The following is a 13,117-nucleotide window of genomic DNA, read 5'->3' as shown; positions in this document are numbered from 1 at the left end:
CGTGATAACGTTATTTCTTAAGTATGTTAAGAATGGAGTTGAGCTTAGTCTTCACGCTTGCATCCATGCGAAACGTGTCGTATTCCAATATGAAACCACCAATGATGTCGGGGTTCACCTCTGTTTCAAACTCCACTGTGCCTTGAGTTCGGCTCTCCACCATCTGGCGCATCTTCTGTTCCGTCTCAGCGGAAACGCGCGCGGCGGTGGTGAGTTTGCCACGAATGACATTCTTCTGCTTGCGGTAAAGCGTCATGTACGAGTAGGCCATAAACTGAATCATGCTTTCGCGGTCCTCCTTCAATACCAGAGATATGAAGGTTTGCATCAGCGGACAGGGTGTGCCACCAGTAGCTACCTCCAGCAACTTCTGCTTCTCGGACTTGTCCAGCATGGGGTTGTCGATGGTCTGTCGAAGCATGGGCACATCGGTATAGCTCTTAGCCAGTGTCATCATTTCCTGATACACCTGTGCTTCAAGCTGGGCATCCGTAGCACTCTTCAGCAGTGCCCTTGCATATCTCGTAGAGATTACTCCGATATCCATACGCGTTTACCTTAATTATTTAACAGTAGAGTCATCCAGCATGCGATCTATCAAATCCATCTGCGACTTATCGTCACGGAGGTTCTGACGGAGAACCTTTTCAGCGATGCCTACGCTGAGGGTTGCAACCTGCTGACGAATATCAGCGATGGCCGCCTTCTTCTCCTGCTCGATGGCAATCTTTGCTTCCTCCATCAAGCGGGCGCCCTCTAGCCTAGCCTTCTGCTGAGCCTGCTCGACGATAGCGTCGCGCGACTCGGCGGCCTCCTTCAGTATCTGAGCTTGCTTCTCGCGTGCCTCCTGCAAGATGGATTCACCTTCCTTCTCGATATTGGCCAAACGCTCCTGAGCCTCGTGTGCCTTGCGCAGACTATCGTCTATAAATTTGTTTCGCTCGTCCACCATATTGATGATGGCGGGGAAACCAAACTTAGCAAGTACACCAAAGACCACCAAGAACGCCAGCAACATCCAGAACAGAAGTCCTAGATCTGGCGTCAGGATTGCTGGTAATTGAGTGAAATCCATTTGCTATACGGTTTTATTTGATCAAGAATGCACAAGCTGCAATTGCGAAAAGGGCACAACCCTCGACGAAGGCAGAGGTCAGAATCATCTGTGTGAAGATCTTACCAGAAGCCTCTGGCTGGCGAGCAATAGCGTCAACAGCGCTACCACCAATCTTACCAATACCCAAACCAGCACCAATCACTGCAATACCAGCACCAATACCGCAGCCCAGCTGAGCCAGACCTTCGGCCAATAATAATGATGTAATCATAATTTTAAAAGTTTTAAATTATTAATAATGTTTATATTTTCAATTCTTTATTGTTTAGTTTATTCTGCATGATGTTCCGGATGCGCCAAACCAATGAACACAGCGCTAAGCATCGTGAACACATAAGCCTGGACAAAGGCCACCAGGAGTTCCAGTGCATTCATGAATAGCAACATCAGGATGCTGAACAGATTAAGTCCGATGCCAAGACCAACACCCATTGTCCAACCCAGGAAGATGACGCAGCTGAAACTGAGTATCATAGCGTGACCTGCCATCATGTTGGCGAAAAGACGGATCATCAGCGCGAATGGCTTGGTGAACACACCAAACAACTCGATAGCAGGCATCAGTGGAATAGCCTTCAAGAACATTGGCACTTCGGGCCAGAAAATCTCTTTCCAATACTCTTTATTACCAAAGAGATTGATAGCCAGGAACGTGCACAATGCAAAGAAGAACGTGATGTTGATATTGCCTGTGACATTCGATCCACCAGGGAAGACAGGAAGTAGTCCTAACAGGTTGGTGAACAGAATGAAAAAGAACACCGTCAGCAGATAGGGAGCGTAGGGCTTATAGTGCTTCTCGCCGATGGATGACTTGATGACATCATCGTTAATCATCATCACCAGCATCTCGACAGCACCGACGAATCCGCCTGGAGCATTACTGGTTTTATCATGCTTCTTATACCACCTGGCACAACTGAGGAATACTACCAGCAGTAGTGCCACAACGATCCAGATCTGCATCACGTTGCGAGTGATGCTGAGGTCTAACGGACGTTCGGTGGTGCCGTCTGGCATCTGCTCGTATATCTTGCCATGAGCTTCAGGGTTGAAGAAGAAGCCTGCCGGCAGAGAGTGCTCTGTGCAGAAATGCCACTCGCCAGTATGTGAACTCCTGATGATGATGGGCAGCGGAATGCTGATATGCTTACCCTCGTACGAAGCGATGTGCCACTCATAAGAGTCGGCCAAATGCTCCAAGACAATCTCTGAGATGTTCAGAGGTTCTTCGGTCTTGGGCGTCTCTTCAGCCAGCAATGATGATAAAGGCAGGAGTGCTAACGCTATCAGGATAATTAATGACTTTAGTCGTTTCATTTAATTCTTTGTTTATTAACTCGTTACGAACGGTTAGATACTCTCGAAAAGAAGATACTGAAATGAATCAGCGTTACCAGATAATAGATGCCAAACACGCAGATAAACGTCTTCATATCAGGCTCATTGGCAGTCATGTAATAGATGCCTATCACGGCAAGAGCCATCATGAAACGAAATCCCGATGTTCCCGTATAGAACGAGGTCAGATAGTCGTGGTGTCTGGATGCGACCATGTACCATATCCAACCACAAAGAAGATAGAAGAAAGAAGTGGCACAGATGCCAGCTACAGAGCCAACTAGGGTCGTAGGTGGTGCCATCAGCAGGAATCCTGCAAATAGCACGCACTCTATGATGAGAAGCTGAATGCTGTAATGGATGGCTGTAGAAAACAACTTCTTCTCTATCATGCTTCGATTAATTCTATACAGAGGCTGACAACATTCTTCTGCACCTCGACAAAACCTCCAAAAATATCGAGAGTTCTTTTCTCGCCTCCTGGTAGTGTGTAAACCACCCTACCCTTGTCGAGCGAAGAGATGATAGGTGCGTGGTTGACCAAGATCTCAAATTGTCCGAGCATTCCTGGTACGAGCACACTCTCTACATCGCCTTCAAACTCTATCTTTTCGGGAGAAACTATCTTAAGCTGCAACATAAATCATAGAACATTGAACGTTGAACATGTGCCATTAGGCATTAGGCCTTGGCTGCCTCCAGCAGTTTCTTGGCCTTAGCCTTAGCATCCTCGATAGTACCAACGTTGAGGAAGGCCTGCTCGGGCAGGTCATCGACCTCACCATCCAGAATGGCATTGAATCCCTTGATTGTTTCTTCGATGGGCACCATCACGCCTGGCAGACCAGTAAACTGTTCGGCAACAGAGAATGGCTGGCTGAGGAAACGCTGTACGCGACGTGCGCGGTTCACAGTGAGTTTATCCTCATCAGAAAGCTCGTCCATACCCAGAATAGCAATAATATCCTGCAACTCCTTGTAGCGCTGAAGAATCTCTTTCACGCGCTGCGCACAGTCATAGTGGGCCTTTCCTACTACGAGTGGGTCGAGAATACGTGAGGTAGAACCCAGTGGATCCACAGCAGGATAGATACCCAGCTCGGCAATCTTACGATCGAGCACGGTGGTTGCATCCAGATGGGTAAACGTAGTAGCAGGAGCAGGGTCGGTCAAGTCGTCGGCAGGCACATAGACAGCCTGAACAGAGGTGATAGAACCAGACTTCGTAGAAGTGATACGCTCCTGCATGGCACCCATCTCAGAGGCCAGCGTCGGCTGATAACCTACGGCAGAGGGCATACGACCCAGAAGCGCAGATACCTCAGAACCGGCCTGAGTGAAACGGAAGATATTGTCGATGAAGAACAGGATATCGGCAGCACCGCCGTCCTTACCGCCACCATCGCGGAAGCCCTCGGCTACGGTCAGACCTGAAAGGGCTACAGAAGCACGAGCACCAGGTGGCTCGTTCATCTGTCCATAAACGAGGGTTGCCTGACTCTTCTTCAGTTCCTCGGGGTCAACCAGCGACAGATCCCACTTACCCTGGGCCATCGCTTCTTTAAACTTATCGCCATAGCGGATAACGCCCGACTCGATCATCTCACGAATCAGGTCGTTGCCCTCACGGGTGCGCTCGCCTACTCCGGCAAATACCGAGAAACCGTTGTGCCCCTTGGCAATATTGTTGATAAGCTCCATGATGAGCACCGTCTTACCTACACCAGCACCACCGAAAAGTCCGATCTTACCACCCTTCAGATAGGGCTCCAGCAGGTCGATCACTTTAATACCAGTGGCCAGCACCTCTTTAGTTGTGGAAAGCTCCTCAAACTTAGGAGCCTCGCGGTGGATGGGATATGCGCCCTGCATATCGAGTTGTTTCATACCGTCGATAGGCTGACCGATCACGTTCAGCATACGACCTTTAATCTGTTCGCCAGAGGGCATCACAATAGGTGTGCCCATGGGCTGTGCTTCAAGTCCACGCTGCAGTCCGTCCGTGTTGTCCATAGCCACACAGCGCACGGTATCCTCGCCAATGTGCTGTTGTACTTCGACAATCAGCTGATTGCCGTTAGGACGCTTAATAGTCAGAGCCTCGTGAATTTTAGGCAGCACTTTCTCTGCATCCAGGCCTTTGGTATCGAAATAAACGTCGATAACAGGACCAATGATCTGCGAGATGTGACCTGTAATTTGTGACATAAAGTAATATGTATTATTTTAAGTTTATATGTTGTCTGTCGATTTTTTCGCTTGCAAAGATAACAATTATTTTTTGAACGGCAAATCTTTAACAAAAAAACTTGTTAAACAATTAAAAAAGGTTGCAATCCCTTGAAAGGATCGCAACCTTAACCTTCATTTCAGCATAAAAGCTTATGCCTCTGCGGGAGCCTCTTCAGCTGCGGGAGCTGCCTCGGCCTGTGCTTCAGCGGCAGCAGCTTCAGCTGCAGCCTTCTTCTCAGCAACCTTCTGAGCAATAGCCTCGTTGGCCTTCTTCTCAGCCTCGAGAGCCTTTGCAGCAGCTTCTTTCTTTGCCTTAGCCTCTTCCTCGCGAACCTTGTCAAGGCCCTTCTGCTTGTCAGCCTTCCATGCATCGAACTTCTTCTGTGCAGCAGCCTCGTCGAAAGCGCCCTTCTTCACACCACCGCGGAGGTGCTTCATCAGGTAAACGCCCTCACCGCTGAGGATGTTGCGAACAGTATCGGTGGGCTGTGCGCCTACCTCTACCCAGTACAATGCACGCTCGAAATTCAAGTCTACTGTGGCGGGATTGGTGTTAGGATTGTAAGAACCAATCTTCTCAGTGAAACGACCATCACGTGGTGCACGAGCGTCAGCGATTACGATGCTATAGAAAGCATAACCTTTGCGACCACCGCGCTGCAATCTGATTTTTGTTGCCATGTTTTTTTGTTTTGATTTAATTAATAATTTGAATTTCATGCTATTATCTCGTAATAGCGGGTGCAAAATTACTATTTTTTATCTATTCTCGCAAACTTTTTCTTTGATTTGTTGTTCATTTTATGGTTTTTTGTGTAATTTTGCTCAAGAAATGAGTAAAAACGAAATATCCATATTACTTCCTGTCTATAACGAGGCTTGTGTTGATATTGTGAGACGACTGGCTGCTATGTGTGAAAATGAGCGTGCCCGTCGTCCTGATTTTACGTACGAGATCCTTGTGGCCGACGATGCTTCCCCTCGTGTGTCGAGCATCGAGCAGAACAGGCAGATAAACACCATTCCCCACTGCACCTTTATTGAGAAAGAGCGCAATACGGGCAGTGCTGCCACGCGCAATTTTCTGGCCCAAAAGAGTCAGTATCAGTGGCTTTTGTTCCTGGATTGCGATATGCAGATAGTGTGTCAAGACTTTCTCGCCCGCTATCTCGACTGTGCGTCTGATGGCGTCGTCAATGGCGGCATCTGCATCAAAGAGGGAGATACGCAAAATCTGCGCTGTCTCTACGAGACCCATTGCGCTCCGATGCACCACTATACGAAGCGCAGCGAGCGTCCCTATCAGTCGTTTCGTTCCACCAACTTCATGATAGAGCGCTCGCTGATGATCAGTCATCCGTTTGACGAGCGCTTCAAGAAAAGCGGTTATGAAGATGTGATGTTTGGAAAGACGCTGAAAGAGCACCGCATCCGCATTACGCATATCGACAACCCCACCATGATGGTGGACTTCGAGAGCAATGTCTGCTATGTGGAAAAGATAGAGCGGAGTTTGCGCACCTTATATTCTTTTAGAGACGAACTGCGAGGCTATTCTCGCATGCTCACCATCGTCAACGGCATCCACATCAAACAGGTGCTTACCCTCATTCGCTGTTGGCACCGCCTGTTTGGGGCGTTAGAGCGAAGAATACTATGCGGGAAGCATCCTGTTCTGGCAGTATTTAATCTATATCGACTAGGTTACTATATATCATTAACAAAAAACGACTAAAACAATGAGAAAAAGATTTGCTTTTAAAATGTTCCTCAAGAAGGGATTTGAGGAAGAGTATGCAAAACGTCACGCTGCCATCTGGCCCGAACTCAAGCAGATGATCAAGGAGCAGGGCGTGGAGAACTACAGTATCTACTGGGATAAGGACACCAACATCCTGTTTGCCTATCAGGAGTGCACCAAGGAAGGCAACTCGCAGGACACGGAGAACGTGGACCCCATCACACAGAAATGGTGGGACATGATGGCAGATATCATGGAGGTGAATCCCGACAATTCGCCTGTCACCATACCCCTTCCTGAGCTATTCCATTTAGATTAACCCTCAACAGGGCTTAGTCTAACCTCTAAATCAGGACTTATACTAAACCATCTATAGGGCTACGCATGATTTTCCCCATGACGTAGCCCTCTTTTTCTGCGGCTTCGCGCAATTGGGATTCATAATAGAAAGCGATGCTACCCACGGCCGACACAGGCAGGTCGCGCCTGTCGTAGGGGTTGATGTTGAAGCGGAAGAAATCGCTGAAATTATCTACGATGAGCTGATGCACTGCCTCTTCTGACTGGTGCTTGCTGATAAACGTCGATAAAGACGCCAGCCATCGGTTGGGCATCGGCTGCTTGTAAACCCGCGCTATGACGTCAGCCATCGTCATCTGCTGCGATAGCTCAAATTCGCGTTTCAGCTGTTCTGGCAGACGGTTCTTGTAGAGCGCGTTCAGGAAGCGCTTGCCCAGCACGGCCCCACTACCCTCGTCGCCCAGGATATATCCCAGTGCAGGCGTATTCGATACGATGGCGCGCCCGTCGTAGATGCAGGAATTAGACCCCGTGCCCAGGATGCAGGCAATACCTTCTTGGTCGCCACACAGTGCCTTGGCAGCCCCCAGCAGGTCGTTGTGCGCCTCGATGGAGGTGGCGCTGGGGAACACCTTTCTCAGAGCCGCCGTCATCTTGTCTTCCAACTCCTGGCGAACGCCACTTCCGTAAAAACAAATTTCCTGTATCTCGTAGTCCTTCACCTGTGGCAACAGCTCCTCCGACAGTATCTTTAGTATTGCTTCATCGTCTTGATGAAATGGGTTGATTCCTTGGGTCTTAAAGCGAAGATTGCCCATGGCCCAGTCCGTCTTGGTGCTGCCACTGTCTGCTACTAGTTTCATGTGATTATTCATCGGATAGAACGTCTATAAATTTGATATCTTTTTCTGATCTTATCTACGTATTCAGCAGTCTCCTGTCCGCGCATGTAGCCATAGTGCACCAGTGTGTCCTGGTAGTACTCCCTTTGGCTCAACTTCAGAATGTAAGGCTTTACGTCGTTCCACGCATGCGGGTTGCGCTTGTCTCTTGCAGCCAGTCGCATGGCGTCGCGCACATGGTTCATGCCGCCGTTATAGGCAGCCAGCGCCAGGTTCTGGCGCTCGTTTCTGTTGTGCACATCGCTGAGCATCGACTCCAGCTCGTGCAGAAAGCGCGTTGCGGCAGCGATGTTCTTCTCCGGATTAAACACCTGGTCTCTGGGCAATCCCAGATGGTCGGCCGTGCTAGGCATGATCTGCATGAGTCCCTTTGCGCCAGCCCACGACTGCGCCTTCTCGTCGAATGTTGACTCCTGATAGCACTGCGCCGCCAGCAGTCGCCAGTCCCAGTTGCAGGTCTTGCTATAGCGCTTGAACAGGTGGTCGTAGCGCGAGATGACCCCCTTCGACAGCATTGGCGCATACACCCTGTGTCTCACCCTCGACTCGGTCAGCAGGCGATGCTCGTAGGCCCTCATGTTGCTCAGCATATCAGGCTTGTACCATTGTTCAAGTTCCTGTATCAGTTCTGGCTTGTTGTTGCCCACTCGCCATCCAAACAGCACCGAGTCGTTGTCGAAGGGATAGACGGCAATGTCAGCTTCGTCGGCCTCCAGCCTGCCCATCATTTCCGCACTGTCGCGACACACTTCCATGCGCAGCTCAACGCCCAGATGCTTAGCCAGTTGCTCGCACAGCAGATAGTGTACGCCCAGATGATGACCGTGATAGTCGTAGTAAGTGTCAGGTCCGCTCATGGTCACGGCGATCAGCTCGCCCGTCTGCTCAATCTCAGAGAGGTCAAACAGGCTGTCGCTGTTCTCGTTCGTAGCCCAAGGCGGTGTTGTGTCTTTCTGTTGTTGACAAGCAGAAAGCATCCCAACGAGGAGTATAATTACACTAAAGAGTCTCAAACTATTTGAAATTTTGGTGCAAAATTATATATTTTATTGCATATTAGAAAAAAAAAGAGTAATTTTGCGAGCGATTTTTCAAGATAATTAGACTTATGCTAAGAATTGCAGTACAATCAAAAGGACGACTGTATGAAGATACCATGCAGTTGCTCAGTGAGGCAGACATCAAGGTTACTGCCAGTAAAAGAACACTGTTGGTTTCAGCTCAGAATTTTCCATTAGAGGTTTTGTATCTGCGAGATGACGATATTCCTCAGAGCGTGGCAACGGGTGTTGCCGATATCGGTGTCGTTGGTGAAAACGAATACCAGGAGCGCGGAGCCGAGGCCGACATTATCTCGCGATTAGGTTTCAGTCGTTGTCGTTTGTCGCTGGCCATTCCCAAAGACATCGACTATCAGGGATTAGAGTGGTTCAACGGAAAAACTATTGCCACCTCTTATCCTGTCATTTTGAATCGTTTTCTAGACGAGCATCATATCCATGCCGACGTACATGTTATCACAGGTAGTGTAGAGATCAGCCCGGGTATCGGATTGGCCGACGCCATTTTCGATATTGTAAGTTCAGGCTCAACACTGGTCAGCAATAATCTTCGTGAAGTAGAGGTTGTGATGCAGAGCGAGGCCCTGCTCATTGGTCATCCCGACATGAGCCAGGAGAAGCGCGACATCCTCAACCAGATGCTGTTCCGCTTTGAGGCTGTGAAGCAGGCCGAGGACAAGAAGTACGTACGGATGAATGCTCCCAAGGCCAAGCTTGATGAAATCATCAATGTTCTGCCCGGACTCAAGAGCCCCACCATCATTCCTCTGGCCGACGAGGAGTGGTGCTCTGTTCACACCGTGCTCGACCAGAAGCGCTTCTGGGAGATTATCGGCCAGCTGAAAGACCTGGGCGCACAAGGCATCCTTGTCACACCTATTGAGAAGATGATTCTTTGATTCCACAAACTAATCTTGTTATGAAGATTATACGTTATCCAAAGCGAGAACAGTGGGCAGAGATTTGTCAGCGTCCTCATCTCGACATGACCCAACTGCAAACCACCGTCAGCGGCGTTCTGGCCGACGTGCGCCAGCATGGCGACGAAGCCGTCAGAAAGTATGAGCAGCAGTTTGACCACGTGGCGCTGGCGTCGCTCGCCGTCACCGAGGCCGAGATCAGTGAGGCCGAGACACAGGTCAGCGACGAGCTGAAACAGGCCATCACGCTGGCACATGAAAACATCTTCAAGTTTCATGAAGCCCAGCAATTCACGGGTCGCAAGATCACAACCCGCGAAGGCGTCGTCTGCTGGCAGAAGAGTGTAGCCATCGAGCGCGTCGGATTGTATATCCCTGGCGGCACGGCTCCCCTCTTCTCCACCGTTTTGATGCTGGCAGCACCCGCTAAGATTGCAGGATGCAAGGAGATTGTGCTCTGCACGCCCCCCAACCGCGAAGGCAAGATCAACCCCTCTATACTTGTGGCTGCGCGCATTGCCGGCGTCAGCAAGATATTTAAAATAGGTGGCGTTCAAGCCATCGGTGCCATGGCCTATGGCACAGAGTCCGTGCCCAAGGTCTATAAGATCTTCGGTCCTGGCAATCAGTATGTGATGGCCGCCAAGCAGCAAGTGTCTATGGGCGATGTGGCCATCGATATGCCTGCCGGCCCCAGTGAGGTATGCGTGCTTGCCGACGAGCAGGCCAACGCATCTTTCGTGGCAGCCGATCTGCTTTCACAGGCCGAGCACGGCATCGACTCACAGGTGCTGATGGTCACCACCTCAGAGGCCATGCTCAACGCTGTGCAACAGGAGGTGGACAGACAGCTCGACCTGCTGCCCCGCAAGGAGATAGCAGCCCGTGCGCTGGAAAACAGCCGACTGGTGCTGGTGCAGACGTCTGACGAAATGATGGCACTCTCTAATGCCTATGCGCCTGAACATCTCATCATTCAAACCGCCAACTACGAGCAGATGGCCGAACGTGTTGTCAACGCCGGCAGTGTGTTCCTGGGTCAGTATGCCTGCGAGAGTGCCGGCGACTATGCCAGCGGCACCAACCACACACTGCCCACTCACGGCTATGCCACCGCCTATAGCGGCGTGAATCTGGACAGCTATTGCCGTAAGATCACGTTCCAGCACCTGTCTGAGGAAGGCATCCGCCAGATAGGCCATGCCGTGGAGCTGATGGCCGAGGCCGAGCAGCTGGATGCTCACAAGAATGCCATGACCGTGAGACTGAACGCATTAAAGTAGAAGTATTTTTTTGTAGATTACAGAGGATAATACACATATCATTATGATAAGTCTTGAAAAACTTGCACGCAAGAATATCTGGAACCTGGCTCCATATAGCTGTGCAAGAAACGAATTTTCGGGCAAGAAGGCTTCCGTGTTTCTTGACGCCAACGAGAATCCCTACGGAGGTCCGCTCAATCGCTACCCCGACCCGCTGCAGATAGAGTTGAAAAACGTCATCGAGAAGGTCAAGGGCATTCCCGTGGACTATACCTTTCTGGGCAATGGCAGCGACGAAGCCATCGACCTGGTCTATCGCTGCTTCTGCGAGCCTAAAGAGGATAATGTGGTGGCTATCGAGCCCACCTACGGCATGTATAAGGTGTGTGCCGACATCAACGACGTAGAGTATCGCCCCGTGCTGCTCGACGAGAACTTCCAGATCTCGGCCGATGCCCTGTTGGCCGCATGCGACGCCCATACCAAGGTCATCTGGATATGCAGCCCCAACAACCCCACGGGCAACGACATCAATCGCGATGAGATCGTGAAGGTGCTCACCTCGTTCGAGGGCATCGTGGTGGTCGACGAGGCCTATAGCGACTTCTCCCAGCAGCGTCCGCTGCGCTTCGAGTTGCCCCGCTATCCCAACCTCGTTGTGCTCAACACGCTCAGCAAGGCGTGGGCCTCTGCCGCCATCCGTCTGGGCATGGCTTTCGCCTCGCCCGAGATCATCGGCCTGTTCAACAAGGTGAAGTATCCCTACAACGTCAACCTCCTGACGCAGGAGCAGGCCATCAAGGTGCTTAGCGACCCCTACGAGGTGGATCGCTGGGTGCAGCTGATCAAGAGCGAGCGCACGCGTGTGATAGAGGCCTTCCAGGCCCTGCCCCTTTGCGAGAAGATCTATCCCACCGATGCCAACTTCTTCCTGGCTAAGGTCACCGATGCTCAGCGCATCTACGACTATCTGGTGCAGCAGGGCATCATTGTGCGCAACCGAACGCGCGTTCAGTTGTGCCAAAACTGCCTGCGCATCACTATCGGCAATCGTGATGAGAACAACGAGCTGATAGGTGCGCTGAGACAGTATTGCTAGAGATTATTTTATTTCCCACCCTTTCAACATGGCGAAAGTGTCGATGTCGGCGCTGTCGCCATTTTCATGTTTAGCCATGGCCAGTGCCATTGTTTCAAACTGCCAGAACGCAGCGTCTGTCTGCTGGGCTCTGAGCCCCTGCCACTTGTCTTTAGACCGACGGATGTTCATATAAGTACCTTAACAAATAAAAGTGGTCGAAATTGACCACTTTTATTTGTTTCAGCAAAGAGCAACTCTTCCGAGTTTGTCAATATCCAACTTAACGCTGATGTTCATTGCCTTAAACAGCTTGAGAACTGTAGTAAAAGTCAGGTTCTTGCCGTTCTCAATTCTTGAAATCTGGGCTTTCTGTACACCAACCATACGACCAAGTTCCTCTTGAGTAAGGTTCTGCTGCTTACGTGTCTGTTTGATGGCAGCGCCAATGGCGTAGAGTTTTAACTCATCCTCATAGGCATCACGCTCCGGGGTGCCTACTTTACCAATCAGCTGGTCCTTTGAATCTTCTAACGTAATAAAATCCTTATTCATCTTTCATCGTAATTCTAATTGTTAGACGTTGCAAAATTAGGAAAAAGTTTCGGTATCAGGAAACTTTTTGCTGTTTTTTTTGAGAAAATACCCAAAACTATAATTACAATTAATGCCACACTTCTCCCTTGCGGAGATGACAAAGACAAGCGTCAAGATTCAGGTTTCAAGTTTCAGGTTTCAAGTTTCAGGTTTCAAGATTCAAGATTCAAGTATCAGACTTTAGACTTCAGGTTCTGACAAGGGACTGTCACCTGGCGCTCGGCTTCGCCGCTTGGCTTGTCCAAGAACTTGGAACCTGGAACTTGAAACCTGAAACCTGAAACCTGAAACCAAATTTAAAAACCTACACCACCAAATTTTGCTTTGATTAATTCAGGTATGAGCGTATAGTTTCGTACTTTCGTATTCGTACTTTTGTACGATAAGCAATATTTTTACTTTCACCTACAGGAGGCAAAGATGGTAGATATTATTTTATAAATTTATATATTATATATAATATTATAATATTATATATAATATATAAATTATAGACACAATTTGAAAACATCTTAAAATACGAAAGTACGAAGTACGAAAGTACATTTCCCCCTCCCCTCCTG

Annotated in this window: 17 protein-coding genes; 5 read left to right on the top strand and 12 right to left on the bottom strand. The window is 49.6% G+C overall.

Annotated features, from left to right (window positions below):
- Positions 1-10: 10 nt before the first annotated feature.
- The 8 genes from T496_RS0107790 to T496_RS0107755 form a co-directional block, all read right to left on the bottom strand.
- Positions 11-547: a F0F1 ATP synthase subunit delta gene (locus tag T496_RS0107790; RefSeq protein ID WP_027450256.1), complete on the bottom strand. Its 537-nt coding sequence runs from the start codon at positions 545-547 to the stop codon at positions 11-13.
- Between the two features lie 15 nt (positions 548-562).
- A complete protein-coding gene (gene atpF / locus T496_RS0107785; RefSeq protein ID WP_044109437.1) occupies positions 563-1,075 on the bottom strand; it encodes a F0F1 ATP synthase subunit B in 513 nt (170 codons plus the stop codon).
- Positions 1,076-1,088: 13 nt separating this feature from the next.
- Positions 1,089-1,331: an ATP synthase F0 subunit C gene (atpE, locus tag T496_RS0107780; RefSeq protein WP_027450254.1), complete on the bottom strand. Its 243-nt coding sequence runs from the start codon at positions 1,329-1,331 to the stop codon at positions 1,089-1,091.
- Positions 1,332-1,387: 56 nt separating this feature from the next.
- The gene (gene atpB, locus T496_RS0107775) at positions 1,388-2,437 is read right to left on the bottom strand and encodes a F0F1 ATP synthase subunit A (RefSeq protein WP_027450253.1); all 1,050 of its coding nucleotides are present in this window, start codon (positions 2,435-2,437) and stop codon (positions 1,388-1,390) included.
- A 23-nt stretch (positions 2,438-2,460) separates the two neighbouring features.
- The gene (locus T496_RS14435) at positions 2,461-2,850 is read right to left on the bottom strand and encodes a hypothetical protein (RefSeq protein WP_027450252.1); all 390 of its coding nucleotides are present in this window, start codon (positions 2,848-2,850) and stop codon (positions 2,461-2,463) included.
- Positions 2,847-3,098: an ATP synthase F1 subunit epsilon gene (gene atpC, locus T496_RS0107765; RefSeq protein WP_027450251.1), complete on the bottom strand. Its 252-nt coding sequence runs from the start codon at positions 3,096-3,098 to the stop codon at positions 2,847-2,849. Before atpC ends, T496_RS14435 begins: the two co-directional genes overlap by 4 nt.
- 41 nt (positions 3,099-3,139) lie before the next feature.
- Positions 3,140-4,666: a F0F1 ATP synthase subunit beta gene (atpD, locus tag T496_RS0107760; RefSeq protein WP_027450250.1), complete on the bottom strand. Its 1,527-nt coding sequence runs from the start codon at positions 4,664-4,666 to the stop codon at positions 3,140-3,142.
- Between the two features lie 174 nt (positions 4,667-4,840).
- Complete coding sequence (locus T496_RS0107755) at positions 4,841-5,371, bottom strand: 30S ribosomal protein S16 (RefSeq protein ID WP_027450249.1); 531 nt, start codon at positions 5,369-5,371, stop codon at positions 4,841-4,843.
- A gap of 151 nt (positions 5,372-5,522) precedes the next feature.
- Between T496_RS0107755 and T496_RS0107750 the strand changes: the two genes are divergently transcribed.
- Entirely contained in the window at positions 5,523-6,425 is a 903-nt protein-coding gene (locus tag T496_RS0107750; protein WP_027450248.1) for a glycosyltransferase family 2 protein, read from the top strand.
- 4 nt (positions 6,426-6,429) lie between these two features.
- On the top strand, positions 6,430-6,750 hold the full coding sequence (rhaM, locus tag T496_RS0107745; protein WP_044109435.1) for an L-rhamnose mutarotase: 321 nt from the start codon (positions 6,430-6,432) through the stop codon (positions 6,748-6,750).
- Between the two features lie 37 nt (positions 6,751-6,787).
- Here the strand turns inward: rhaM and T496_RS0107740 are convergent, their stop codons facing one another.
- Both T496_RS0107740 and T496_RS13720 read right to left on the bottom strand, forming a co-directional pair.
- On the bottom strand, positions 6,788-7,594 hold the full coding sequence (locus T496_RS0107740; RefSeq protein ID WP_027450246.1) for an ATPase: 807 nt from the start codon (positions 7,592-7,594) through the stop codon (positions 6,788-6,790).
- An 8-nt stretch (positions 7,595-7,602) separates the two neighbouring features.
- Positions 7,603-8,610, bottom strand: coding sequence for an MltF family protein (locus T496_RS13720; protein WP_052342134.1), 1,008 nt, complete (start codon positions 8,608-8,610; stop codon positions 7,603-7,605).
- A 131-nt stretch (positions 8,611-8,741) separates the two neighbouring features.
- Here T496_RS13720 and hisG point away from each other — a divergent pair, with 131 nt between their 5' ends.
- From hisG to hisC, 3 genes are read left to right on the top strand one after another with little or no spacing between them, the layout of a single operon-like run.
- Complete coding sequence (gene hisG, locus T496_RS0107730; protein ID WP_027450245.1) at positions 8,742-9,593, top strand: ATP phosphoribosyltransferase; 852 nt, start codon at positions 8,742-8,744, stop codon at positions 9,591-9,593.
- Between the two features lie 20 nt (positions 9,594-9,613).
- Complete coding sequence (hisD, locus tag T496_RS0107725; RefSeq protein ID WP_027450244.1) at positions 9,614-10,897, top strand: histidinol dehydrogenase; 1,284 nt, start codon at positions 9,614-9,616, stop codon at positions 10,895-10,897.
- Positions 10,898-10,940: 43 nt separating this feature from the next.
- Complete coding sequence (hisC, locus tag T496_RS0107720; RefSeq protein ID WP_027450243.1) at positions 10,941-11,978, top strand: histidinol-phosphate transaminase; 1,038 nt, start codon at positions 10,941-10,943, stop codon at positions 11,976-11,978.
- 3 nt (positions 11,979-11,981) lie between these two features.
- On the opposite strand, the gene T496_RS15130 is transcribed toward hisC, so the two are convergent.
- A complete protein-coding gene (locus T496_RS15130) occupies positions 11,982-12,149 on the bottom strand; it encodes a hypothetical protein (protein WP_197018941.1) in 168 nt (55 codons plus the stop codon).
- Between the two features lie 51 nt (positions 12,150-12,200).
- Complete coding sequence (locus T496_RS0107710) at positions 12,201-12,512, bottom strand: helix-turn-helix domain-containing protein (RefSeq protein WP_027450242.1); 312 nt, start codon at positions 12,510-12,512, stop codon at positions 12,201-12,203.
- Positions 12,513-13,117: the final 605 nt, after the last annotated feature.

Source organism: Xylanibacter brevis P6B11 (assembly GCF_000621825.1).
Lineage (GTDB): Bacteria > Bacteroidota > Bacteroidia > Bacteroidales > Bacteroidaceae > Prevotella > Prevotella brevis.
This window is presented reverse-complemented; position numbering and strand designations above follow the sequence as displayed.

Excerpts from the sequence above, each read along its gene's own strand:
- T496_RS0107790 (WP_027450256.1), bottom strand. The coding sequence starts at position 547 with ATGGATATCGGAGTAATCTCTACGAGATATGCAAGGGCACTGCTGAAG.
- atpF (WP_044109437.1), bottom strand. The coding sequence starts at position 1,075 with ATGGATTTCACTCAATTACCAGCAATCCTGACGCCAGATCTAGGACTT.
- atpB (WP_027450253.1), bottom strand. The coding sequence starts at position 2,437 with ATGAAACGACTAAAGTCATTAATTATCCTGATAGCGTTAGCACTCCTG.
- T496_RS14435 (WP_027450252.1), bottom strand. The coding sequence starts at position 2,850 with ATGATAGAGAAGAAGTTGTTTTCTACAGCCATCCATTACAGCATTCAG.
- atpC (WP_027450251.1), bottom strand. The coding sequence starts at position 3,098 with ATGTTGCAGCTTAAGATAGTTTCTCCCGAAAAGATAGAGTTTGAAGGC.
- atpD (WP_027450250.1), bottom strand. The coding sequence starts at position 4,666 with ATGTCACAAATTACAGGTCACATCTCGCAGATCATTGGTCCTGTTATC.
- T496_RS0107755 (WP_027450249.1), bottom strand. The coding sequence starts at position 5,371 with ATGGCAACAAAAATCAGATTGCAGCGCGGTGGTCGCAAAGGTTATGCT.
- T496_RS0107750 (WP_027450248.1), top strand. The coding sequence starts at position 5,523 with ATGAGTAAAAACGAAATATCCATATTACTTCCTGTCTATAACGAGGCT.
- rhaM (WP_044109435.1), top strand. The coding sequence starts at position 6,430 with ATGAGAAAAAGATTTGCTTTTAAAATGTTCCTCAAGAAGGGATTTGAG.
- T496_RS0107740 (WP_027450246.1), bottom strand. The coding sequence starts at position 7,594 with ATGAAACTAGTAGCAGACAGTGGCAGCACCAAGACGGACTGGGCCATG.
- T496_RS13720 (WP_052342134.1), bottom strand. The coding sequence starts at position 8,610 with ATGCTTTCTGCTTGTCAACAACAGAAAGACACAACACCGCCTTGGGCT.
- hisG (WP_027450245.1), top strand. The coding sequence starts at position 8,742 with ATGCTAAGAATTGCAGTACAATCAAAAGGACGACTGTATGAAGATACC.
- hisD (WP_027450244.1), top strand. The coding sequence starts at position 9,614 with ATGAAGATTATACGTTATCCAAAGCGAGAACAGTGGGCAGAGATTTGT.
- hisC (WP_027450243.1), top strand. The coding sequence starts at position 10,941 with ATGATAAGTCTTGAAAAACTTGCACGCAAGAATATCTGGAACCTGGCT.
- T496_RS15130 (WP_197018941.1), bottom strand. The coding sequence starts at position 12,149 with ATGAACATCCGTCGGTCTAAAGACAAGTGGCAGGGGCTCAGAGCCCAG.
- T496_RS0107710 (WP_027450242.1), bottom strand. The coding sequence starts at position 12,512 with ATGAATAAGGATTTTATTACGTTAGAAGATTCAAAGGACCAGCTGATT.